Annotated in this window: 21 protein-coding genes; all 21 read right to left on the bottom strand. The window is 69.2% G+C overall.

What is annotated here, in order from left to right; genetic code table 11:
• Window positions 1–11 precede the first annotated feature (11 nt).
• The 21 genes from BLU08_RS10455 to pseG all read right to left on the bottom strand — a co-directional run bounded on the left by BLU08_RS10455 (window position 12) and on the right by pseG (window position 22170).
• Window positions 12–740: a polysaccharide biosynthesis/export family protein gene (locus tag BLU08_RS10455; RefSeq protein WP_090199280.1), complete on the bottom strand. Its 729-nt coding sequence runs from the start codon at window positions 738–740 to the stop codon at window positions 12–14.
• On the bottom strand, window positions 737–2212 hold the full coding sequence (locus BLU08_RS10450; RefSeq protein WP_090199278.1) for an O-antigen ligase: 1476 nt from the start codon (window positions 2210–2212) through the stop codon (window positions 737–739). The genes BLU08_RS10455 and BLU08_RS10450 overlap by 4 nt, the downstream gene beginning before the upstream one ends.
• Window positions 2209–3339, bottom strand: coding sequence for an NAD-dependent epimerase/dehydratase family protein (locus BLU08_RS10445; protein ID WP_090199276.1), 1131 nt, complete (start codon window positions 3337–3339; stop codon window positions 2209–2211). The genes BLU08_RS10450 and BLU08_RS10445 overlap by 4 nt, the downstream gene beginning before the upstream one ends.
• On the bottom strand, window positions 3336–4265 hold the full coding sequence (locus BLU08_RS10440) for a hypothetical protein (protein ID WP_172801026.1): 930 nt from the start codon (window positions 4263–4265) through the stop codon (window positions 3336–3338). The genes BLU08_RS10445 and BLU08_RS10440 overlap by 4 nt, the downstream gene beginning before the upstream one ends.
• Window positions 4262–5338 (bottom strand): Gfo/Idh/MocA family protein, encoded by a 1077-nt coding sequence (locus BLU08_RS10435; protein WP_090199274.1) that lies wholly within the window; start codon window positions 5336–5338, stop codon window positions 4262–4264. Before BLU08_RS10435 ends, BLU08_RS10440 begins: the two co-directional genes overlap by 4 nt.
• Window positions 5331–6173, bottom strand: a complete 843-nt coding sequence (locus BLU08_RS10430) for a WecB/TagA/CpsF family glycosyltransferase (protein WP_090199272.1) — start codon at window positions 6171–6173, stop codon at window positions 5331–5333. Before BLU08_RS10430 ends, BLU08_RS10435 begins: the two co-directional genes overlap by 8 nt.
• A complete protein-coding gene (locus tag BLU08_RS10425; RefSeq protein ID WP_090199270.1) occupies window positions 6166–6897 on the bottom strand; it encodes an FkbM family methyltransferase in 732 nt (243 codons plus the stop codon). The genes BLU08_RS10430 and BLU08_RS10425 overlap by 8 nt, the downstream gene beginning before the upstream one ends.
• Window positions 6898–7406: 509 nt before the next feature.
• Window positions 7407–7829, bottom strand: coding sequence for a DapH/DapD/GlmU-related protein (locus tag BLU08_RS10420; protein WP_090199268.1), 423 nt, complete (start codon window positions 7827–7829; stop codon window positions 7407–7409).
• Window positions 7826–8791: a hypothetical protein gene (locus tag BLU08_RS10415; RefSeq protein WP_090199266.1), complete on the bottom strand. Its 966-nt coding sequence runs from the start codon at window positions 8789–8791 to the stop codon at window positions 7826–7828. The genes BLU08_RS10420 and BLU08_RS10415 overlap by 4 nt, the downstream gene beginning before the upstream one ends.
• Before the next feature lie 11 nt (window positions 8792–8802).
• The gene (locus BLU08_RS10410; RefSeq protein WP_090199264.1) at window positions 8803–10098 is read right to left on the bottom strand and encodes a hypothetical protein; all 1296 of its coding nucleotides are present in this window, start codon (window positions 10096–10098) and stop codon (window positions 8803–8805) included.
• Window positions 10095–10688, bottom strand: coding sequence for a DapH/DapD/GlmU-related protein (locus BLU08_RS10405; protein ID WP_090199263.1), 594 nt, complete (start codon window positions 10686–10688; stop codon window positions 10095–10097). Before BLU08_RS10405 ends, BLU08_RS10410 begins: the two co-directional genes overlap by 4 nt.
• Before the next feature lie 63 nt (window positions 10689–10751).
• Window positions 10752–12011 (bottom strand): hypothetical protein, encoded by a 1260-nt coding sequence (locus BLU08_RS10400; protein WP_090199262.1) that lies wholly within the window; start codon window positions 12009–12011, stop codon window positions 10752–10754.
• A gap of 61 nt (window positions 12012–12072) precedes the next feature.
• On the bottom strand, window positions 12073–13161 hold the full coding sequence (locus BLU08_RS15335; protein ID WP_090199261.1) for a zinc-binding alcohol dehydrogenase: 1089 nt from the start codon (window positions 13159–13161) through the stop codon (window positions 12073–12075).
• A gap of 31 nt (window positions 13162–13192) precedes the next feature.
• Window positions 13193–14221 carry a hypothetical protein gene (locus BLU08_RS10390; RefSeq protein WP_090199260.1) on the bottom strand — a complete coding sequence of 343 codons (1029 nt, stop codon included), beginning with the start codon at window positions 14219–14221 and terminating at the stop codon, window positions 13193–13195.
• Window positions 14196–15656 carry an MBOAT family protein gene (locus tag BLU08_RS10385; protein ID WP_090199259.1) on the bottom strand — a complete coding sequence of 487 codons (1461 nt, stop codon included), beginning with the start codon at window positions 15654–15656 and terminating at the stop codon, window positions 14196–14198. Before BLU08_RS10385 ends, BLU08_RS10390 begins: the two co-directional genes overlap by 26 nt.
• A 60-nt stretch (window positions 15657–15716) precedes the next feature.
• On the bottom strand, window positions 15717–17126 hold the full coding sequence (locus tag BLU08_RS10380; RefSeq protein ID WP_090199258.1) for a hypothetical protein: 1410 nt from the start codon (window positions 17124–17126) through the stop codon (window positions 15717–15719).
• Complete coding sequence (locus BLU08_RS10375) at window positions 17123–18211, bottom strand: Gfo/Idh/MocA family protein (RefSeq protein WP_090199257.1); 1089 nt, start codon at window positions 18209–18211, stop codon at window positions 17123–17125. Before BLU08_RS10375 ends, BLU08_RS10380 begins: the two co-directional genes overlap by 4 nt.
• Entirely contained in the window at window positions 18208–19266 is a 1059-nt protein-coding gene (gene pseI, locus BLU08_RS10370) for a pseudaminic acid synthase (protein ID WP_090199256.1), read from the bottom strand. The genes BLU08_RS10375 and pseI overlap by 4 nt, the downstream gene beginning before the upstream one ends.
• An 11-nt stretch (window positions 19267–19277) precedes the next feature.
• Entirely contained in the window at window positions 19278–19961 is a 684-nt protein-coding gene (locus BLU08_RS10365; RefSeq protein ID WP_090199254.1) for a PIG-L deacetylase family protein, read from the bottom strand.
• Window positions 19958–20653, bottom strand: coding sequence for a methionyl-tRNA formyltransferase (locus tag BLU08_RS10360; protein ID WP_090199252.1), 696 nt, complete (start codon window positions 20651–20653; stop codon window positions 19958–19960). The genes BLU08_RS10365 and BLU08_RS10360 overlap by 4 nt, the downstream gene beginning before the upstream one ends.
• Complete coding sequence (gene pseG / locus BLU08_RS10355; protein WP_090199250.1) at window positions 20650–22170, bottom strand: UDP-2,4-diacetamido-2,4,6-trideoxy-beta-L-altropyranose hydrolase; 1521 nt, start codon at window positions 22168–22170, stop codon at window positions 20650–20652. Before pseG ends, BLU08_RS10360 begins: the two co-directional genes overlap by 4 nt.
• Window positions 22171–22172: the final 2 nt, after the last annotated feature.

The raw sequence follows: 22172 nt of genomic DNA, 5'->3' as shown, positions 1-22172 counted from the left end.
CGGATAGGGGATCAGCGGGTGAGGACGATGGTCAGCGGAGTGGCGAGGATCGTGGCGACCCCGACCACGTCGTCGAACAGGCGGCGCGCCTTGTCGTCGCCGACCACCACCGTGTCGTTGGGATAGATCCGCGGATCGGCATAGGCGCCGCGGCTGATGGCATCGAGATTGTAGAGCGTCGCCATCCGCTTGCCCGCGACCGTGCGGAAAACGATCACGTCGCTGGCATTGCCGTATTCGGCGATCCCGCGCGCGGTGGCGACCGCCTGCATCAGGCTCGCCTCGCCGATGACGGGGAAGACGCCGGGCTGCTTGACCTCGCCATAGACGGTGAAGGTGCGCGTCTCGGAGCTTTCGAGATTGGTCGTCACCTGCGGTTCGCGGACATAGCCCTTCAGCCGCGTCTCGATCAGGCGCGAGATTTCCGAGGTCGTCATTCCCGAAACCTCGACCGTGCCGACCAGCGGGAAACCGATCGTCCCGTTGGCATCGACCCGGACCAGCCGATCGCTGAGTTCGGCGATGCCGAAGACGTCGATCTTGAGCTTGTCGAACGGGCCGACGCCGCCGAACTCGGCCGCGGCGTAGATGTCCTCGGGCGTCGGCGGGGGCAGCGCGCCCTCGATCACCTCGAGCCCTTCGGCCCCGCCGAGCCGCCCCGGGCCCGAGGCGCAGCCCGACAGCACCGTGCCGCCGAGCGCGAGCGCCGCCAGCGCGAAGTTGACCCCTTTGCTTGTCATGCCGAACGCGTCCCTCTTCCGGTGCTTCCCCATCCGCCCGACCTGCCGGCGGGCTTGTCCCCGAACCCCGGAGCCTCGCCCCCGCGGGGCGCGGCCGCCAGCGCCATCCAGACCGCGGACAGGGCCGCGATGCTGGCGAGCGCCGGAGTCCTCAAGGGGTAATCGACGCCGCTCCACAGGCCAAGGCCCAAAAGGACGACCGCCCCGGCGAGGCCGAGCTGGACCTCGTACCTACCCGTGCGGGCCTGGCGCAGCAGCGATGCCGTGCGCAGTGCATAGGCCGCGACCCCGGCGAGCATCAGCGCGATCGCCGGCAAGCCGCCCTCCAGCGCCCATTCGAGCCAGTCATTATGGGCATGGTTCCAGTAATTTGTGCCGAGCATCGCACCCGGTTCGTGGATCTTGAAGACTTCGACGAAGGAGCCGATGCCCGAACCCAGCGGCAGGTATTGCGGCAGGAAGCGCAGGATCGTCTCCCACACGAGGAAGCGGTATTCCTCGACCGGTCCCGACCCGGTCCCCGCCAGCCGTTCGAACCCGGTCGAACGCGCCAGCAGCACGGCGAAGGCGGCCAGCATCGCCGCGGCGAAGGCCCCGATCGCGTAACCCACCCATTTCGTCGCGGCCGCGCTGCGGCGCCTGTCGGCGGGGCGCTGCGGCCGGGCGCGCCAGACGGGGATCGCGGCCACCATCGCCAGCACCGCAAGGCCCGTGCCCGCGCGCGATCCGGTGGCGAGCGTGATCATGACGAACAGCGCGGCAAGCCCGCCGCAGGCGACCTGCACGGCGCCCGCGCGGCCCCCGCGTGCGCGCGAGGCGACGAGGGCAAGCAGCGGCAGGCTCGCCACCAGCATCGCGGCGAGGTGGTTGCGGTTGGAAAACAGCCCTGTCACCGTGCCGCGATTGGTCACGGCATGCCAGTAGGACCACGGCGCATATCCCGAAACCGACTGGATGATCGCCCACAGCGCGCTCAACACCGCCGCGCCGAGCACGAGCAGCACGATCCGGCGATGGTCCTCCCGCGGGACCTGCACCGCCAGCACCATGACGGCGGCGGGGACGATCATCGCGTAGAACGCGTTCCAGCCGCGATAGGGCACCAGCGTGAGCGGGCGCCAGGGCTGTTCGATGCCGGCCGCCTCGGCCGCGGCGATCGCCAGCTCGCGCCCGGGCAGGGCGGTCCAGACGAAGGGCGGCAAGGGCACGAGATGCAGCCCGATCAGCGCGAGGATCGCCGCCATGAAGCCGAGCGGCAGGCGGAACGCGAGCCAGTGCTCGCGGCTCAGCGTGGCGAGCCCGATCCCGAGGCACACCGCCGCCAGCGGGCGCAGCACGATCAGCGAGACGATGTCGTCGCGCGCCCCGCCTCCGGCCGCGAAGACCGCGATCAGCAGGACGCCCAGCGCAAGCAGCGGCACGGCCTGGCGCAGGCGCACCGGCGGCGCGGCGAGACCGGCGTGGTGCTTCACTTGAGCAGGCCCTTTTCGCGCATTTCGGCAAGGCTCGCGTCATAGGCGCTGGCCTGCGGCCCGCTCGCCCTGGCCCAGGCCACGAGTTCGGCGATCCCGCGCTCGAACGACCAGGCCGGTTCGAACCCGAGCGTTTCGCGGATGCGGGTGAGGTCGGCGTGGTTGTGCCGGATGTCGCCCGCGCGGAAATTCCCGCTGATCTCGATCGGCACGTCCGCATCGAACAGGCGGCACAGCGTTTCGGCCACCTCGAGCACGCTGACCGGCGCGCCGGTCCCGACATTGAAGACGCGATTCGCCGCCGCCGGGCGGGTGAGGGCGAGGACAGTCGCCTCGACCACGTCGTCGACATAGACGAAATCGCGGCTTTCGCGCCCGTCCTCGAAGATGTTGATCGCCCGGCCCTGCATGATCAGGTTCGCGAAGATCGACAGGATGCCGGTATAGGGGTTGGCGAGCGACTGGCCCGGCCCGAAGACGTTCTGGTAGCGCAGCGCCACGCCCTCGATCCCGAGCGAGGGGCAGACCGTCATCACCAGCTGCTCCTGCACCTGCTTGGTGATCCCGTAGACGGAGGAGGGGTGCAGTTTCGAATCCTCGTCGGTCGCGACGCATTCGAGCTCGCCCTCGATCCCCGGGTGCTTCACCGCGAAATCGCCCGCGGCCATGTCCGCCTCCGAACGGTGCGGCGGGTAGACGTATTCGCCCGTGGGCGCGCGATAGCGCCCCTCGCCGTAGATCGAGCGCGACGAGGCGACCACCACCCGGCGCACCGCGTGGTCCGAATTCGCGAGGAGGTCGAGCAGCAGGGAGGTGCCGCCGATATTGACCCTCGAATAGCGCTCGATTTCGTACATCGACTGGCCCGTGCCGGTCTCGGCGGCGAGATGGACCACCGCTTCCTGTCCCGCGAGCGCGGCCGCGAGCGCCGCGCGGTCGGTGACGTCGCCGCGGATCAGCCGGGTCGCGCTGTCCAGCCGTTCGTACAGCGGGGAAGCCTCGGGCCGGTCGCCGTGGACCTGGGGCAGGAAATTGTCGAGCACGCTCACCGCGTGCCCCTCCTCCGCGAGCCGCAGCGCGAGGCGCGAACCGATGAAGCCCGCCCCGCCCGTAATCAGCACCTTCATTCCGCCGCCTCGCGCGCTGCGCCGCGGCCGATCAGGGAAACGCTCTGGCGGATATTGGCGGGCGAGGAGGCACCGAAGACGACCGACTGGATGTTCAGCCGGTTGATGTAGTCATAGGCCTCGACCGGGGGGACCGCGCCCGACGCGAGCGTCGACATCGCCATGATCGGGTATTTCGACCCGTCGTTCTGCGCCAGCACTGCTTCGTATTCGGCAACGCCCGGGCTCATCAGGTAGCCGATCTTGTTGATCGAGGCGCAGATCACCACGTTTTCGATGCCCCATTCGATCAGCTTCGCGCGCAGGAACGGGAGGTTCTGCGTGATCAGGCCGGGCCACGCGCCGTAGCGGGTGCGGATATAGTCGCAATAGGCGACGAAGGGATCGGGCACGTCGTAGCCGAGCATCAGGTCGACGATGATGTTCTGCAGGAACACGACGCGCGTTTCGAGGCCTTCGTAGATCTGCATCTCCTCGTCGACGAGGAGCTTCATCAGCTTGACCGCGTCGAGCGTCGCGACCGCCATGCCGCCGCGCATCATCTTGCCGAAGGCCGATTTCGTGCCCTTGGCGAAGAGGATTTCCTGTACCGCCCCGACCAGCCCCTTGTCGTTGACCATCGCGGCGTATTTGTGCGGGTAGGGGATCGAGGGATACCACCGCAAGTGCCCGTATCTCGCGCGATCCGCGCGAAAGGCATCGCAGATGCTGCGGGCGCGGTCATTGCTGTTGAGCATGATCGCGCCGATCCCGGCCTCGATCGCGTGGTCGTAGACCGCCATGACGTCGGCAAGGTCGGCGAAGCGTTCGGCCCGTTCCTGGGCCTTGTCCTGGCTCATGTGGTTGATGCCGAAGAACTGGTTGTCGCCGAAGACGATGCGGTCGATCGGGCGCTCGATCGGGCGGACCGGGGGCTTGCCGTTCATGCCGCGGCCCCCCGCTTCGCCGCCGCCGATGCGCTGCGCTGCGCCGCGTGGTCGAGGAAGATCTGTTCGATCACCCGCAGCGTTTCCGCCGCATCGGCGAAGCCGCACCGCACCGGCCTGCCTTCGCGGATGGCGGCGACGAAATCGCGCAATTGCGCGGTGTATTCGATCCCGCGGACGTAGAAATCGACGCTGGAGAAGACATCGGTGATGTAGAGCTGGTTCCAGCCCGCCTTGAGCCCGTGCGCCTCGCTCGGTTCGGGCAGGTATATCTTCATGCCGTGCTGGTCGACCTGGATCTTGCCGCGCTTGCCGAATATCTCGAACTTGTTCGTGGGCTTGCGATAGCTCGGATCGGACCAGTTGACGTAGAGCGTCCCCGTGAGCCCGGCATGGGGTCCGGCATCGTAGAACAGGCCGGTCGAGACGATGTCCTCCACCTGCCGCGAATGGACCTGCGACAGGCTCGTGCCGCCGACCCGGTCGGGCGGGCCGAAGAAATAGGCGATGAGATCGATCGCATGGCTCGCCATCTCGAAGATCGCGCCGCCGCCATTGGCATGGCTCGCCCGCCAGCCGGCATCCGCGACTTCGCGGATGATGGTGGGGGAAAACATTTCCGAACGGAAGCGCAGCGGGGTGCCGATCAGGCCTTCCGCGACGAAGGCCCGCGCCTTCGTGAACATGTCGTTCCAGCGGTTGACGTAGCCGACCTGGTTGATGATCCCCGCCTTGTCGAAGGCCCGTGCGAAGCGTGCCCCCTCGGCGGCGTCGAGGACGAAGGGCTTTTCGACGAAGGAGGGCATCCGCCGTTCGAGCAGCGCCTCGAGGATTTCGGGGTTGAAGGCGGGCGGGGTGCAGACCAGCACGCCGTCGAGCTCCTCGCCTTTCAGAACGCCGCGGAAATCCTTGTAGGTCGACACGCCCGTATACTTGCCGAGCATGGTCGTGATCAGGCGCGAGGGGTCCGCGACCGCGGCGATCGCCACGCCCGGCTGGGCATTGGCGATCGAATAATGGGTGATGCCCATCCGCCCGGCGCCGATGATTGCGAGCTTTAGTGTATCAGTCATTGCCGGGATATCTCCTGATGCCTACCGCCGCGAGCATCAAGTGCCAGAAGAACAAAGCTATCTTGGGATAGCGCCTGAGCAGTTCGGGCCGGTCGATCGTGCGGATCAGCCAGGCCATGTAGATCTTCCACCAGAACGGGTGGATTTCGGGCCGGTTGCCGGCATACCAGTCGAACACGCCGCCGACCGAGGCGACGATCGCGGCGTCGAGCCGGTCGCGGTGGGCATGAGCCCATTTTTCCTGCTTGGGCGCGGTCATGCCGAGAAAGACCACGTCGGGGCGGAAGGCGTTGATCGCCGCGATCATCGCCTCGTTGTCGTCCTCGCTGAACTCGGGCTTGAACGGCGGCGAATAGCTCGCGACCGCGACTTCGGGGTAGTCGCAGGCCATGCGCGCGGTGATCTTTTCGAGCGTCGCGGGGCTCGCGCCGAGGAAGAACACCCGGCCCTTCGTCTCCTGCAGCCGCGCGAGGAAATGGTAGAAGATGTCCGGGCCCTGGTTGGGTTTCGTCGTACGGCGCTTCAGCACCAGCGAGGCAAGCCCGAAATAGACCCCGTCGAGACAGAGCCAGTCCGCTTCCTGCATCGCCCTGCGGTGGAGCGGGTCGCGGATCGCGTTGCCGTAGCTGATCGGGCTGATCGTCTGGATCGTCGAACAGGGCCGCGAAAGCGGGATGAGCGACAGGTCCTCGTTGTAGACGGCATAGCCCATCGCCTCGACGCACTGGTCGGGGCGCGCGCGGGCCGGAACGGCGCGGGCAGGCCGGGCGGGGGCGGCGCCAGGACTGGGGGCGCCGGGATGGGGGGCGCCGGGACGGGGATCGGCCTCAGCCATGACGGAAGGCATTGCTGGCGAAGACGGGGTCGTCTTCGCGGGCGAACATCAGGTCGACCTGCCACAGCGTCCCGTCGGCCGGCCGGTTGAGCACATCGACGAGATGGGTCACGCGAAAGCCGCGTTCGGCCATCAGGGCGATCATCTCGTGGAAGAGAAGCGTTTCGGGCGTGTGGCGGAAATTATAGGCTTCCATCACCAGAAACCGCGTATCGGCGAGCGTCATGCTGGCGCCGCGCAGGATCGGCGCTTCGAAGCCGTGCGTGTCGAACTTGAGGAAATAGGGCGCGCGAAGGCGTTTTTCCGCGACGATGGCGTCGAGGGAGCGGACCGGGACGGTCCGCATCGCGCCTTCGCAGCCGTCGACGCTCGACCCGTCGAGGTCCTCGGTCACGCTGAGCCGGGCGGAGCCGCCGTCCTCTTCCCCGGCGACCGCGAGGACATAGTCGAAGCGAGGGTTCTCCGCCCGCAGGCGGTCGAGCGCGGGGCGGCGTTCCTCGAGCGGGTCGACCCCGATCACGCGCGCCCCGGGAAACAGGTCCAGCGCCATCCGGCTCCAGTTGCCCTGCGCCGCGCCGAGATCGAGGATGCCCGCGATCCCGTGATCGCGCGCCGCCAGCCAGCCGAGCGCGTATTCCATGTCGACCCCGGCGCGGTAGAGCTGCGCGCCGGTCGGCGCGATCAACCGGTTGACCGCCTGGAGGATCTGCTTTCTCGCGCTCATGATCGTCCCTTGCGTCCTTCGTTCCGGATCGAAGCCGTCAGGCGGTCCGGCCGGGTCGGCGCGGCGCGCGGTCGGCGCAGGGCCAGCCCGTCCGATAGACAAGAGCCGTTTGCGTGATCACTTTCCCGCTCTCCCGATGCGTGTCGCGGAATGCCGCCGCCCTTGCTCCGGCCGGGTCGGGGTTCCGCGCACCGTCCGCTTTTTCGTTCTTTTCCCGAATGCTGGCAACCGTGCCGGGCCGCTTAGCCGAGCGCCAGCGGCAGTGCCACCCGAAAATCCTGCCCGCCGCGGTCCGCCCCGCAGCGTGTCGTGCACGGGCCACCGCCTGTCGGCCGGCGCGGTTTCGATCGAAGGGCGGATGCTGCATGCGGGTTCACCTGTCGGCGGGATTGATCGTGCGGTGGGTCTACAGGCCTCGTGCCGCGACGCGGAAGCCGAGTTGCAACCCATTTGGAGGCACTTGCCCAACGCCGCGTGCGGCTTCTCCCTTCGCCGGCGACCGGATCGCGTCAGAGCCGGATGCCTTCCATCTCGATGTTCTCGCGCACGATTCGCGCCGGATTGCCCGCCACGATCGAGCGCGAGGGCACGTCCTTCGTCACCACCGCGCCCGATCCGATCACGCACTGGTCGCCGATCCTGACGCCGCCCATCACGACCGCGCCGATCCCGATCACGCACCATTCGCCGATGTAGGTGTGCACCTTTTCCCCGTCGTAGCGCCCCAGGCTCCGGCGCGGGATCAGCTTGTGGCTGAGGATCGTCACCCGGCTGGTCAGGATGGTGTGCGCGCCGACATGGATGCCCTGCGGGTGGTAGCGGTCGAGATTGAGCCCGCGTTCGAGCTCGCACGAGGGATGGATGTCGTAGCCCGAGAGGTGGAAGCGATACCAGCGCAGGCGCTGCACCGCTTCGGCGAGGCGCTGCCTCATGACAGCACCTTCTGCCCGGCGATCAGCGTGCGCGCCCAGGCATCGACGTGGAACGCCCCGACGTCGAGATCGGAGGTCACTGGGCGCGCGAGGAATTCGGGCAGGGCGGAGAAATCGTGGCCGTCGACGAGCAGGAAGCGATCCTCGCGGTAGAAGGGTTCATCGAGAATGCGCGGGTTTTCGGTCACGATCTTGCACCCGGCGCACATGTTCTCGATCAGGCGCATGGTGTAGCCCGACTGGCGGTGGTTGGCGAAATCGAAGGTCGCGCGCGAGGTTTCGATCAGATCGACGATCCCGTCAAAGCCGATCGGACTGCCGGTGAGGCCCGGCAGGCTCCTGCCGCGGCGCAGGAGCATGGTGCGGATCACCGGGCTGCACAGGAGGTGGAACCTGGTCTTCAGTCCCGCGTCCTCGCAGAAGGCGTGGAGCCGGGCGAGCGCGTCGAACCGTTCCATCGAACCGATCGACCCGACGAAATAGATGTCGTGTTCGCGCGGGCGGGCAGGGTCGATCGCGAAGAAGCGCGGGATCGCGAACAGCGGCAGGTAGGTGATGCCGAGCGCCTTCGCATCGTCCGGATCGAAGGTCGCGACGCTGTCGAAATGGCGCATCCACGGCGTGAAGTCGTGCGTCGTCAGCGAATCCCAGTTGTAGAGCACGAAATGCGCGTCGCGGTGGAGCGCGCGCAGCCGCGCGACTGCCTCGTGCCGCCATTCGTGGACCTGGATGAACAGGACCACGTCATAGTGCCGGCCCGCGCTCTCCTCGATCACGCGGTCGTGATAGGCGTCGAGGCGGCGGCGATAGGCGCCGGGCGCGAATTTCTTGAGCGATTTCGAGGCGAAGCCGCGATCCTCCATCGGGCGGAAGTCGATGTCATGGCCGAGGCGTTCGAACGCGGCGCAGATGTTCGCCGAGTAGTGGTAGTAATCGATCCCGAGGAAGAGGATGCGCGCCATGCCGCTCGCCCCTACGCGGGCCGGAGCGAGGCAGCGCCGCGATCCCGGCCGGGGATCAGCGCGCGCACCCGCCTGGGCGCGATGAGGAGCCCGCTGAAGGTGATCATCAGCACGAACGGCGACAGCGAAAGCGATTCCGACACCAGCGACAGCACGATCAGCGCGCCGAACAGCCATCGCGGGCTGAACAGGCGCTGCCGCAGCGTCCCGTAGAAGAACACGAGCGCGAGCGGGATGCCGACGCTGAAGAGCAGCACGACCAGCCCGTTGGTGTTGTTGCGTTCGGTGATGTTCTCGCGGCTGAGGTCCGCCTCGCGGTAGCCGACCCGCCCGGCGACATCGAAATATTTCTCGTAATCGAAGCCGATGCCGGTCAGCGGCTTTTCCATCGTCACGCGCAGCCCCGTCCTCAGGTCGTATTCGCGCGCCTCGGCCGACCCGCTCATCACGCCGTAGAATTTCTCTGTCACGTTGTAGGTCATGTAGCCGGCGAGCGGCAGCAGCATGATCGGCACGAACACGAAGACCCCCAGCTTCTGCGAGCGATTGGCGGTCTTGAGCCAGCGCAGGTAGGCCGCCGCGAACTGCAACACGAGAATCACCGCCCCCGTGGTCGATTGCGTCGCCACCACCGCAAGCGCGGCGAGGCCGATGTCGGACAGACGCTGGCGCCGCACGAACAGGCAAATGAAGAGGAAGGTGTTGAGATAGATCTGGAACACGCCTGGCTCGAAGAAGAAACCGTCGGGCCGTTTGAACAGCAGGCCGAAGTCCAGGAATTCGTGGTAGGTGAAGACGTAGAACAGCGTGTGATAGAGCGTGTCGTTGACCTCGAAGGTGGTGAAGTAGCGCGAGAACAGGATCACCACGACCGGTGTCAGGATCGCCTGGAACGCCATCAGCTTGAGGATCCAGTAGAGATCGTCCGCCAGGGTGCTGCGGCGTTCGTCGACATAGACCACCAGCAGCGCAAGCCCCGCCGCGAAGTTCGCATAGCGCGTGACCATCGGCAAGGGCTGGAAGGATTCGCCCCCGATCAGCACCACCGCCGCGACCGCGAGCAGCAGCAGCCAGATCCCGGCGAATTCGGCGCGGAACATCTCGAGCGGGTTCTTGACCGCGAAACAGGCGACCAGCACGAGCAGCAGCAGCGGCTCGCGCGGGAAGATCATCAGCCCGCCCGAAATCAGCATCGCCGCCAGCAGGGCGACCTGCCGCAGCCGCTTGCGGAGCAGGGGATTGGCGATCAAGCCCGCACGGGCCGGGGCAGGCCCCGGAACGGACAGGGTGCGGGTGGGGATGTTCACGCGAATTCTCCCGTTTCGTCCGTGGGATACCATCCGCCGCGCTCCTCGCAATAGCGCTTGACCACGCGCGCCGGCGATCCGGCGGCGATGCAGCGATCGGGAATGTCGCGCGTGACCACGCTGTTCGCCGCGATCACGCAGTTGCGCCCCACGCTCGCCCCCAGGATGCAGACGTTCTCCCCCAGCCAGCTGCCGTCGCCGATCGTGACTTCGGCGAGTTGCACCAGCCCCTGATCGCGCACGGGCACGGCCGGGTCGTCGAAGGCGTGGCGGTTGTCGGCGACGAAGATGCGGTCGGCGGTCAGCACGCCTTGCCCGAATTCGACCCGCCTGGTGGCGACGATGTGGGCGTGGTGGCCGATCATGGTGCGCGCGCCCACTTTCAGCACCGGCGGCGCGTCGTGTTCGGCCAGCGCGACGAGATAGGCCCCGCATTGCACCACCGCTTCGTCGCCGAAATGGCAATGGCGCGCCCCCCAGATCCGCAGCGGGCGCACGATCCGCACCCCCCGGCCGAACGAGCCGAAGAACGGCGCGAGCAGGCGGTAGAACAGGATCGAGAGAGCGTCGCGGATGCGGAAATGCAGCATGTCACACCGTGGCCGGGGAAGGCGTCGCGGTTACACCGCGGCGGAACGGGCGACAAGCCGAGGTCACGCCGGATCGGCGGCATCGGCCCGCCTTCCCACCCACCGGAACGCGGGAAACCGGCGCGAGAGCACCGCCCAGCCGATCACCAGCACGATGCCGGTCAGCCCGTAGGTCGCCCCGCGCAGGCCGGCCACCGCGGCCAGCCCGAGCTGCGCGTCCAGCGCCCACGCACCCCCCAGCACCGCGACCGTCACCACGCTGCCGAGCGCATGAGCGCCGATCATCCAGCCATAGCGGATCGTGACGTTGAAGATCAGCGCGAAAGGCGTCGCCAGCGTGAACGCGACGAGCCCGGGCGCGAGCAGGTTGACGAAGACGAGGTCCGCCTCCCGCCCCGGCAGCACGAGCGCGGTGAGCGGTTCCGCCAGCACGGCCAGGGCAAGCGCCGTCGCCGCGCAATAGGCCGCGAGCCAGGCGAACAGCATCCGCGTCTCGCGCACGACCGGCGCGCCCTCCCGTTCGGCGAAGGCGCGCACGATCGCGGGCAGGTGGACCTGCTGGACGAGGTTGGGGACCATCTGGAACAGGTTCACGAACAGTAGCGCGAGGTAGAGCCGGCCGAGCGCTTCGAGCCCGAGCTCGGCCGTGACATAGGTCCGGTCGGCAAAGGTGTTGAACTGCACCGCCAGCCCGGTGAGGAACAGCGGAAAACCCGCCTTCGCGACCACCGCGGCGAGCCGGCGCGGCACCCCGAGCGAACGCGGCAGGAGGACCGCTCCGGTGAACGGGGCGACGAGCGCGAAGACGAGCGGCTGGGCGACGATCGAACCGACCGCGACCAGCGTCGGGGCGAGCGGCAGCAGGACGAGCAGGCCGAGCGCCGCCGCGGCCGAGACCGCGTTGACGAGGTTCGCCGCGCCGAGCCGCCCGCCCGCGACCATTTCGTTCATCATCCACGTCCGCAGGAGGGTCGCAATTCCGCCAAGCCCGGCGAGCAGCGCGATCGGGGCGTGGCCCGGTTCCTCCGCGACCAGCGCGACCGCCAGCGCCGCCGCCAGCATGGCCGCGCCGAGCCCGATGAAACAGGTGTAGGCAAGATCGACGATCCGCTGCCGGGCGCGGCCCCTGACGTGGCACAGCAGGCGGTATCCGCCGTTGAGGAGGCCGAAATGGAGCATCCCGGCGAGCAGGATCGCCCCCTGCACCAGCGCGACGAGGCCGAGTTCGGCATTCTCCAGCACCCGCAGGAACAGCACCCCGCGCGCCAGCAGGGCAAGGTTCACGGCCAGCCCGATCGCGACGAAGGCGCCGCGCGAGGTCATCCCCCGCGGCCGGCGCACAGCACGGCGCCCGCCGCACCGGCCGGACTTGCGGCAGCCCCGCTCATGCGGTCCAGTCCAGCAGGTAGGTGATCGCCCCGTCCCGGCGCGCTTCGAGGTCGCGATAGGCCCGTTCGATCTCGCCCGCGGGACGGATCCCCGACACGATCGCGCGCGCATCGGGGTGGCCGCGCCCGATCGCGCGGGCGATATGGGCGAGGTTGTCCCGCAGGTTGAACCGGGTGAACCCGCGCGCATCGTTTTCCAGCGGGGACATGCCGACCGCCTCGATCCGCAGCTGCTTGTCGTAGAAATGCTCCGCCCCGAGCGGGTTGAAATCGCCCGGCGGCCGGGTCCTTCCCGGAAAGCCGAGGCAGGCGATCACCGCGTTGCGCCCGGCGATCTCCAGCGCGAGACGGAAATCGTCCCAGCCATTCGTGGTGAGGATTACGACATCCGCCCCGGACCCGTCGCCCATGGCGGCGCGCAGGGCGTCCGCCCGCGCGCGCGCATGGGCGGCCCGTGCGCCGTAATCCCGTTCGGCGATGCGGCGCGGTTCGGCCTGGTCGGAGACCGCGAACACTTCGGCCCCCGCCTGCGTCGCCATCGCGGTCGAGGTCAGGCCCAGCACGCCCAGCCCGATGACGCAGACCCGGCTGCCCGCCCGCACGCCGCCGCGCAGCACCGCGTTGTAGCCGAGATGGAAGAGATAGGCGGTCGCGACCTGCTGCGCGGCCATGGCATCGGCAAGCTTAACATAGGCGGCGGCGGCCGGGCAGGCGAAGTGCGAGCGGTGGGATTGCAGCGTCAGCACCCGGTCGCCCGGCTCCAGCCCTTCGACCCCGGCACCGCATTCGAGCACGCGCGCCACGTTGCAGTAACCCTGCAGGCGCGGATAGGCCGGGCCGGGCCGGAGCGGCGGGTCGCCGCGCCATGCGGCAAGCTCGGTCCCCGGCGAGATCGCCGTCACGAGCGTCCGGCACAGGATTTCGCCCGGCTCCGGCCCGGCGAGCCTTTCCTCGCGCCATTCGAGCGCGCCCGGCGCCGTCAGCCAGACCGTTCGTGCCGTCACCATGCCCCTGCCCCTGCCCATGCCCATGCCCCTGCCCATGCCCATGCCCATGCCCATGCCCATGCCCCTGCCCATGCCCATGCCACGCCTTCCCGCATCGCCTTTCGCCCTGTCACCTCGACCCGCCCGGCGCAAGCGCGGCCCGTCCGGCCTCCTCCCCGCGGGCGAGGAAGCGGCGGATATGGCCGGCGACATTGCCGGTGTGGAGGGCGCGGCCCGCTGCACCCAGATGCCCTGCTCCATCGAAGAACAGGTCGGGGGCAAGGCAGAACGCACCCGTTTCGGCGGCGATATCCTTCATCACCGGCCCGCCCGACGTCAGCGCGCCGAGCGCGCGGTGAAAGGCGAGCACCTGTTCTTGTGACCGTTCACACGCAGTCGCGGGGATGGCCGCGGGGACATAGGCCAACGCAAAGCCGCGCCCGGCAAGCTCGTCCTCGACATAGGCGGAAAAACGCTCGATCTCGCCCTTGTCGAGCGGGGGGAAACGGTAGTCCGACAGGTCCGGCGCGGGCCGGTCGAGCGCGAGATGCGCGGTCACGTCCCCGCGCGCATTGAAGGCCGAGCGGCGATAGACCGGATCGGTCACGCGGCTTCCCGAGGCATGGTGGCGCAGCTCCTGCCAGGTGCGATCGAGGATGTTGGGCAGGCAGCGCGGGCGGGCGGCCAGTCCCGCGAGGTCCTTTCTCAGGTAGATGACGTCGCACCAGGTCTGCGAATGGCGTTCGTCCTCGACCAGCAGCTCGGGCTCGACCAGCAGCACGATCAGATCGCGTTCGGGGTCCAGCCGGGGGAGGTAGAGGTCGATCAGGTTGCGGACCCCGATGCTGGCCTGGATCCCGCCGTTGTAGACCGGGCGGCCGAGCTCCTGCGCGAGGTGTTCGGCCGAGACGGAGAAGGCGGTGCCCGAGCCGCCGACGAGGACGATCCGCCCTTCCTCGCCCCGGCTCGCTTCGAGCATGGCGAGGTGGTCCTCGACCGCGGCGAGGTAACGCTGCTCGCTCACGGGGGAGAAGGGCACGGCCTGCCACGCCGCGATGCCGAGCGCGAAGAACCCGGCGATCGCGCCCGCCAGCGCGATCAGGCCGCGCCGTGCGCGGTGCCCCGCGGGCGGTTCAGAACTGGAAGTAGATGAAGGCATTGGGCTCCGGCCTTGTCGCCGCGTTGACGAGCACGAGGATCAGGGCGCCCGCAAATAGCACCGTTTCGGCGATTTCCCTCCCCCGGCCGCGCGCCATCGCGCGCCCGAGCCATTCGAGCCGCAGCCCCTGTTCGAGCCGGGTCTGCCCGCGCCACAGCAAATCCACCGCGAAGGACAGGGCGACGAAGACCAGCCCGAAGCGCTGCGTTTCGGGCAGGCCGAACTCGGCGACGGCCCGCGAATACATGGCAAGGGCGTGGCCGATGTCGGGGCTGCGGAAGAAGGGCGCGAGGAGGAAGAAGGTCCCGAAGGCATAGGCCCACCCGGCGAGCTTCACCGCGCGCGTATCGGGGAGCGAGGTGAAGCGCCGCCATTGCCGCTCCGCCGCGAGCAGGACGCCGTGGATCGTGCCCCACGCGATGAAGGTCCAGTTCGCCCCGTGCCACAGCCCGCTGACGAAGAAGGTCGCGATCGTGGCGAAGGCGATCCGCGCCTCGCTGCGGGGCGCGCCCTTCGCCTGCGGGCGCATTTCGGCATAGACATAGTCGCGGAAGAACATGGTGAGCGTGATGTTCCACCCGCGCCACAGCGCGCTGATCGAACTGGCGAGGAAGGGCGTTGCGAAATTGGTCGACAGGCGAAACCCCATGATCGCCGCCAGCCCGATCGCGATCGAGGAATAGCCCGCGAAATCGGCATAGATCTGGATCGCGAAATAGAGCATCCCGAGCAGCAGCGCCCCCCCGTCGAGCGTGCCGGCATCGGCCCAGATGGCATCGACATAGGGCGCGAGGTTGTCGGCGATCACCACCTTGAGGAACAGCCCCGCGATGACCAGCCGCACGCCGGTATAGGCCGCTTCCCAGCCCCACGGGGCGAGCCGCGCGAACTGGGGGATGAGCGCGCGCGCCCGCTCGATCGGACCGGCGACGAGCTGCGGGAAGAAGGCGACGTAGACCGCGTAGCGCAGCAGGTCGCGTTCGGCCGGCGCGCGGCGTTTGTAGACGTCGATCGAATAGCTCAGCGTCTGCAGCGTGTAGAAGGAGATGCCGACCGGCAGCACGATGTCGAGCGTGCCCCAGTCTGCGTTGACCTGCGCGGCGGTGAGCGCGGCGCGCAGTTCCTCCGAGAAGAAGCCGAAATACTTGAAGAAGCCGAGGATCGAGAGGTTGGCGAGGATCGACAGGTGCAGCCAGCGCCGCCGCGCGGGGCCATCCCCGGCACGCTCCATGCCGAGCGCCGCGAGATAGTCGATCAGCGTGCTGAGCGCGATGAGGCCGAGAAAGCGCCAGTCCCACCAGCCGTAGAAGACATAGCTCGCAGCCAGCAGGATGGCGTTCTGCCCCGCGACCGAGCGCAGCACGAGCCGGTTCGCGGCGAGCAGCGCGAGCACCGCCGGGAAGAACAGCCAGAATGTGCCGGTCGAGAAAAGCATCCCCCCGCCTTGCGGTGACCCCTGAAAGGTCCGCGCTTTGGCGCAAGCGAGCCGCCCTGGCTAGTGTGCGGGAACCGGCTGCCGGGCGTCGATCCCCGCTTCCTTCGCGATCGCGTCGCACAGGTCCTGAAGATTGCCGCGCGTATCGCGGTCCGGGTGGGGCAGGGGGCGGCCACGATGGGATATGGCCGCCATTCCGCCGATCAGCCTGCGCGCGTCGGCGATCCCGACCTGCGGGAGGTGCGAAAGCGGGCGGTGCATCAGCGCGCGCAGCTGCGGCCAGGTTTCGACGCGCACGATGCCCGGCACGCTGTCCCAGAAGATGTCCCCCATGACGCAGACGCGCTTGCCCAGCAGGGCGCCCTCCCAGCCGACCGTGCTGGTGAGCGTCACGATCCGTTCGCACCGTGCCAGCACCTCGCGCCCGGAAATCTCCGCCGGCAGGAAGACGAGGTTCGAATACTGCCCGCGAAGCCTGCGGAACTTGGGCCGCAGCAGCGCTCCCTTGTCGGCCGGGTGTTCCTTGACGACGAGGGCCTGGCGGGTGGTCAGGCATTTGAGCACGTTCTCGATCGTCGCGACCTGGTTGGACACGAATTCGCTGTTGTAGTTCAGGGTCGCTTCCGGTTCGACGTGCAGCGGGTACATCACGGCTTCGGCAGCCGGATCGAGATCGGCGAGCGTGTCGTAGCGTGCGAAGAGGCCCGCGGCGAAGACCTGCAGGCGCTTGGAGAATTCCTCGGAATAGCTTTCGTAGCGGAACGCGCCGCTGCGGGTGATGTCGCGCGAGCGCCAGTCGCGCCAGCGCCACAGCGCCGCCTTGCCGATTGCCGCCGCGATCGCCCTGGGATGGTGCCGCCCGCGCAGGCGGCGGACGTAATCGGGGCGGTAATCGGGCGCCTGCACCTGCTCGAAGTAACGGTCCGCCATTTCCCGCGCGCGCGCATCCGGTTCCGGCAGATCGAGGTGCCGGCCCGAAAGCGAGAGCGGATCGGGGAGGAAGTAGAAATGCCCGTCGATCGGGGAGACCATCGGCGCGAGATAGGCGACGCCGCGTGCCCTCGCTTCGAGGCAGAGCACTTCGGCGATCTCGATCGCGACGAGTTCGTTGACCGCCGCGACCGGCGCGTATCGATCGAACAATTCGCGCCAGAACGCGATTTCCTTGCCCAGGATGACCAGCCGGTCGCGATGCGGATAGCGGCCGAGGAAGCGATCCGCGACGAAGGAGGTCGCAAGGTAGTCTTCGGGCACGGCTGCCGGTTCCAGCCGATCGAAGTCTTCCTCGAAACAGGCCGCGACCGTGGTGCCTCCCGCGCGCAGCTGCGCCGCTTCCGCGCGCGTGAGGGTCGCGAAGACCGCTTCGTAGCGCGGATCGGTGAGCTGCGGGTAAAGGCTCGCCTGGTAGCCCCGGGCGAAGAACAGCACGCGCGGCCGCGCGCCTGCCGCGTGGCGGGCAGGGCCGGTCATGCGACGAGCTCCCCGGTGCGCCCTTCGATGACGAGGTCGGGATCGATTTCCGAAAGGGTGACGGGGCGGCCTCCCTCGAGATGCGACTGGGCCATCGCGAAAAGGACGCGCTGACCGGTCGCCACATCGCGCTTCAGCTCGGCATTGGCGGCGCGGGCCGCCTCGTTCCCGGCGAGGCAGGCGACGAGCATCCGGATGGCGAAGGCCGATCCGCCCGCTTCGCCGGGCGGCGGGATCGCCTCTTCGCTCTCGCGCAGCCGAAAGCCGTCGCCCTCGGCCCGCGCGACGCGCAGGGCGGCGCCGTTGCCCAGCACCTCGACCTTGCCCCGCTCGCAGCCGAGGCGCCAGTCATTGCCGGGCATCCGGCCGATCCGTCCGACCAGCCCGCCCTCGAACTCGATCACGGCATCGACGACGACCGGGTCGTTGAGGATGCGCGCGCCCTTTCGTTCGACCCCGTCGAACCGGGCACCGACCGAGCGCACCGCGCGGCCCTGCGCGGCGAACAGCAGCAGGTCGACCGAGTGCGGATGGGCCCAGAAAAGCTGGCCTCGCCCCAGTTCCACCTGCGTTTCGAGCATCGTGCCGAGCGTGCCGCCCGCCGCGTGATCGCGCGCGGCGCGGTAGATCGGAAAGTGCCTCCTGAGGGCGCCCAGCGTGACGAAGACATCGCCGCGGTCGAACAGGGTCTGCAGCCGCTCCAGTTCGGCCATGGAATTGCAGACCGGCTTTTCGATGTGGAAGGCGCGCGTCCCCCGCCCGGCAAGATCGATCATGCACCCGGCCCGGCCCGGCGTGCGGGTCGCGATGGCGGCGAGGAGCGGGACCCGGCCTTCCGGCAGATCGCGGTGATCGGTGAAGCAGTCGGCCACGCCGTAGCGATCCGCCGCGCGCCGCAGCGCCTCCGGCGAGCGGTCGCACAGCGCGGCGAGCGTCACGCCGGGCGTCGCGCGAATGGCTTCGGCATGGGAAAGCGGAAACCAGGCCGCCGGCGCGTGGTCGCGCATCCTGTCGGACGGGAAGGCCCCCATGCGCCCGCAGCCGATGACCGCGGCGGGAACCGGCGCGGACGGCGCCTCGCTCACGCGATCATGTCCCAGCTCACCGGGGTGCCCTTGGCAAGGGCGCGGTTCACCCGCTTGCCCATCAGCACGTCGAGATGCCTCGGCTCGAGCCCGAAGCCGGGCCGGACCGAACGCAGGTTCTCCGGCGTGAAGACGTCGCCTTGCGCCATGTCTTCGGCCACGTAGAGCGAGCGGCGGAACTGGCGCGAGCCTTCCTCGGCATCGGTCCCGCCATAGGTCACCTGCCCGAGCGCGAGCCAGGCGCGCTCGGTCTCCTCGCGCAGGGCGGCGAGTTCGCGCGGTTCGAGGCTGAAGGCGCTGTCGACCCCGCCATCCGCGCGCGCCAGCGTGAAATGCTTCTCGACCAGCACCGCGCCCAGCGCCACCGCGCCGACCGCGACGCCCGTGCCCATGGTGTGGTCCGACAGGCCGACCGCGCAGCCGAAGGTTTCCGCCATGTTCGGGATCGTGCGGATATTCGTGTTCTCGGGAGTGGCGGGATAGGTGCTGGTGCATTTCAGGATGCAGACCTGCTCGTTGCCGGCCGCGCGGCACGTGTCGAGCGCGGCCCCGATCTCGGTCACGCTCGCCATGCCGGTCGAGAGGATCATCGGCTTGCCCGTTTCGGCTACCCGTCGGACCAGCGGCAGGTCGGTCATCTCGAAGCTGGCGATCTTGTAGGCGGGAACCTCCAGCCCTTCGAGGAAATCGACCGCGCTCGCATCGAAGGGCGTGGAGAAACAGTGGATGCCGAGCTTCGCGGCGTGGTCCATGATCGGTGCGTGCCAGTCCCACGGGGTGTGCGCCTCGACATAGAGTTCGTGCAGCCGCCGCCCGTTCCAGAGCGAATTCGGGTCGTCGATCAGGAAATCGGGCGTGTCGCAGTCCAGCGTCATCGTGTCGGCGGTGTAGGTCTGCAGCTTCACCGCATCCGCACCGCTTTCGGCCGCGGCGCTGACGATATCGAGCGCGCGGTCGAGCGAGCGGTTATGGTTCCCGCTCATCTCGGCGATGATGTAGGGGCGGTGCCCGGGCCCGATCGGGCGACCGGCGATGGCGAAGTGGGTCCGGGTCATGTCCTGTCCTTTCACGCGCAGATCCGCCCGACCATGAAGGCCTCGGCCGCTTCGACTCCGATGCTCGCCCCGCGCAGGCGGGCGAGATGGTCGAGCGCGCGCACCGACCGGGGGTGCGGCCAGTCGCGCATTTCGGGGGCATAGGCGCGCAGCGCCGCGAGTTTCGCGTCGAGCCGGGCGGAAATGTCGACGAAGTAATCGGGCGCGAAGGGCGCGAGCGAGGCGGGCGGGCGCCACTCGCTGCTCGACATGATTTCGAAGAAGAGCAGTTCGCGGATGCGATTGCCCGGCTGCGGCCGGGTGGCGGCGATCACGGCATCGTGGACGATGCGGTGGTCGATGTTCACGTCGCTCATGGCGTGGGTCAGCACCCGGGTCGGGGCGCGTTCGGCGATGTGCCGCTCGATCACCTTGACCACGTCGAGCAGGTCGACGCCGTCCATGCGGTTGTCGGGGAAGGCCTCGAGACTGACCGAGGCGGCGCCGACGATCTCCCCCGCGGCCCGGGCGCAGCGCGCGAGTTCGGACAATTCCTCCCCCCGGCCCGCGGCATCGCGCGCCGCGTCGCGGCTGGTCGCGCCTTCGGCAAGGATCAGGTGATGCACCGTCTCGCCAGCGGCGGACAGCTTGGCGGTGAAACCCCCGCAGCCGAGAATCTCGTCATCGGGATGGGCCGCTATGACCAGGGTCGTCATGATTCGGGCGTCCTTCGCTTGATGCGCGCTTCGGCGAGGACCTCTCCGTTCCCGGCCCGCCGCGCGTTCGTGAAGGTGATCGTGTAGCGCCGCGTCTCGACGAAGGCATGGGGATAGCCTTCGGCATCGAGCATCCGAATGTGGTCGTAGGCGTCCTGCGCCTCGTCGAGCGCGCTCATCGCCGGAGTGCGGCGGGCGAAGACGGTCGGCTCGCCCGTCTGGGCCACGGGTTCGAGCGCGTTGTCGACGATCGCCCGGATCATCGGCAGCATCAGCCCGCTCGCGCGGCGCAGGATCTCCTCCGCCGTTCCCGCGAGCGAAAGCGGGCGCTTGAGATAGACCGGCCCGGTGTCGAGCCCCGCCTCGCACCTGAGCGCGGTCAGCATGGTTTCGCCGTGTCCGCGCGCGATCAGGTTCTGCAGCGGGCTGCCGCCGCGGCCATAGGGCAGGTCGGTCATGTGGAAGATGACGGTGGGGAAGGCACCGAACACGCTTTCGGGAATGATGTGCGACCAGTGCGGGGCAAAGACCCATTGCGCCCCGAATTCCGCCAGCGCCGCGGCGGTCAGTTCGCCCTTTTCGCGCACCCGGAGCACCTCGTAGCCCGCAACCGCGCGCAGCGCCGCTTCGAGCGGGTCGTTGCGCGGATGATGCGTGGCGAGGACGATCCGGACGGGTTCCGGCGCGCTCATGCCGTGGCCCTCCCGGCGGCGGGTCGGCGGCGTTTCTCGAACCGGGTGGGACCGAGCCTGCGGTAGCCGGCGCGTTCGAACAGCGCCTGCGAGGGGGCGTTGTCCGCCAGCACCTCCGCGGTGACGCAGTCGGGATCGGCCGCCGTTTCCCCCGCGGCAAGGAGGTGCGGGCCGAGCCCGAGCCCGGCGAAGGCCGGATCGAGATGGAGCGAGACTTCAGAGCCGTCCTTGTCGAGGTCGTCGAACCGGATCGCGCCCACCGGCCGTCCCCCGATCTCCCCGACATAGAGCCGGCGCGCGGCGTCGGCCAGAACCCGGTCGAGCCATGCGACATGGTCGGGCCAGGCGATGGCGCCCTGTTCGCGCATCCGCCGCCGGTTGGCGGGCGCGTTGCGCCAGCCGAACAGGAGGCACGCATCCTCGGCCCGCGCCTCCCGGACCGCAAGCGTGGGGGCGAGCAGGGCGAGCGCGACCCGCTCCGCCCCGCGTCCGTCGACCAGGCGGCGCGAGGCTTCGGCCAGCGCGGCGCGGCGCGGCGAGTCGGCGATCAGCCCGGCGAGCTTTTCCGCGAGCGCCGCGGGCGCCGGGTCGGGCGCGAATTCGGCGATCCCCGCCTCGGCCAGCAGGGGCGCGACGGCGAGCTGGTTGGGAGCGATCACGACGAGCAGGGTCGGCACCCCGATGCAGCACCTCTCCCAGCTTGCCCCGCCGCCCGCGCCGATCTGGAGATCGTGCCGCGCGAAGAACGCGGCGAGGTCCGGGAGGTCAACCGCAAGCGTCGTGCGGGGCCGGGCGGCGACCCTTTCGCGCAGGCCCGCGAGGCCGGGATTGGCCGAGGTCGCGACGACCTCGACCTCCCCCGCGAACCCGGCGAGATCGAGCGCGTCGAGCACGCGCGCGGAAAACCCGTCCGGATCGGTCCCGCCCATGAACACGCCGATCGATCGCACCTCGGGCCCGAACTCGTAGCGCGGGGCGGCGGCATAGGCAGGGCCGAGCAGGGCGAAGCGCGGACCGCCGAGCAGCCGTGCGGAGGCGGGGAGCACGGCGGCGTATTTGGCGCGGTGACCGGCCGCGAAGGTGTGGTCGACCAGCACCTCGCAGGCAAGCGCGCGGTCGGCGAGGTCGTCGATCGCCGCGATCCGGCAGCCGAGCTGCGCCGCGACCGCCTCGTGCCAGCGCGCATCGAGCGCGTAGCTGTCGACCACGGTCAGCGCGGGCGTGAAATCCGCCAGCGCCGCGACCGTCTCCTCGACGTCGCGCTGCTGCGGCACTTCGCCCCAGGCGGCATGGGGGATCGCTGGGTCGGGGGCGAAGACGGGTCCCGGCGGGCCGAGCAGGGCCGTCCGCGCGAAGCCCGCCGCGCCGATCATGCCGACGCTGTCGAGGCCGAGCGCGCGGGTCACGAAGCGCACCTCGGCCCCGCAATCCGCCAGCGCGCGGGCGAGCGCGAGGCAGCGGCGCAGGTGGCCGGTCCCGATGCGCTGCGAGGCATCGACGCGGATGGCGACACGCATCC

This window comes from Erythrobacter sp. HL-111 (assembly GCF_900105095.1).
Lineage (GTDB): Bacteria > Pseudomonadota > Alphaproteobacteria > Sphingomonadales > Sphingomonadaceae > Erythrobacter.
This window is presented reverse-complemented; position numbering and strand designations above follow the sequence as displayed.

Coding starts and splice junctions, on each gene's coding strand:
- BLU08_RS10380 (WP_090199258.1), bottom strand. CDS start 17,126: ATGACCGGCCCTGCCCGCCACGCGGCAGGCGCGCGGCCGCGCGTGCTG.
- BLU08_RS10430 (WP_090199272.1), bottom strand. CDS start 6,173: ATGGCTGAGGCCGATCCCCGTCCCGGCGCCCCCCATCCCGGCGCCCCC.
- BLU08_RS10445 (WP_090199276.1), bottom strand. CDS start 3,339: ATGAAGGTGCTGATTACGGGCGGGGCGGGCTTCATCGGTTCGCGCCTC.
- pseG (WP_090199250.1), bottom strand. CDS start 22,170: ATGCGTGTCGCCATCCGCGTCGATGCCTCGCAGCGCATCGGGACCGGC.
- BLU08_RS10405 (WP_090199263.1), bottom strand. CDS start 10,688: ATGCTGCATTTCCGCATCCGCGACGCTCTCTCGATCCTGTTCTACCGC.
- pseI (WP_090199256.1), bottom strand. CDS start 19,266: ATGACCCGGACCCACTTCGCCATCGCCGGTCGCCCGATCGGGCCCGGG.
- BLU08_RS10385 (WP_090199259.1), bottom strand. CDS start 15,656: ATGCTTTTCTCGACCGGCACATTCTGGCTGTTCTTCCCGGCGGTGCTC.
- BLU08_RS10435 (WP_090199274.1), bottom strand. CDS start 5,338: ATGACTGATACACTAAAGCTCGCAATCATCGGCGCCGGGCGGATGGGC.
- BLU08_RS10425 (WP_090199270.1), bottom strand. CDS start 6,897: ATGAGCGCGAGAAAGCAGATCCTCCAGGCGGTCAACCGGTTGATCGCG.
- BLU08_RS10420 (WP_090199268.1), bottom strand. CDS start 7,829: ATGAGGCAGCGCCTCGCCGAAGCGGTGCAGCGCCTGCGCTGGTATCGC.
- BLU08_RS10400 (WP_090199262.1), bottom strand. CDS start 12,011: ATGACCTCGCGCGGCGCCTTCGTCGCGATCGGGCTGGCCGTGAACCTT.
- BLU08_RS10415 (WP_090199266.1), bottom strand. CDS start 8,791: ATGGCGCGCATCCTCTTCCTCGGGATCGATTACTACCACTACTCGGCG.
- BLU08_RS10365 (WP_090199254.1), bottom strand. CDS start 19,961: ATGACGACCCTGGTCATAGCGGCCCATCCCGATGACGAGATTCTCGGC.
- BLU08_RS10360 (WP_090199252.1), bottom strand. CDS start 20,653: ATGAGCGCGCCGGAACCCGTCCGGATCGTCCTCGCCACGCATCATCCG.
- BLU08_RS15335 (WP_090199261.1), bottom strand. CDS start 13,161: ATGGGCATGGGCAGGGGCATGGGCATGGGCATGGGCATGGGCATGGGC.
- BLU08_RS10440 (WP_172801026.1), bottom strand. CDS start 4,265: ATGAACGGCAAGCCCCCGGTCCGCCCGATCGAGCGCCCGATCGACCGC.
- BLU08_RS10390 (WP_090199260.1), bottom strand. CDS start 14,221: ATGCCTTCATCTACTTCCAGTTCTGAACCGCCCGCGGGGCACCGCGCA.
- BLU08_RS10455 (WP_090199280.1), bottom strand. CDS start 740: ATGACAAGCAAAGGGGTCAACTTCGCGCTGGCGGCGCTCGCGCTCGGC.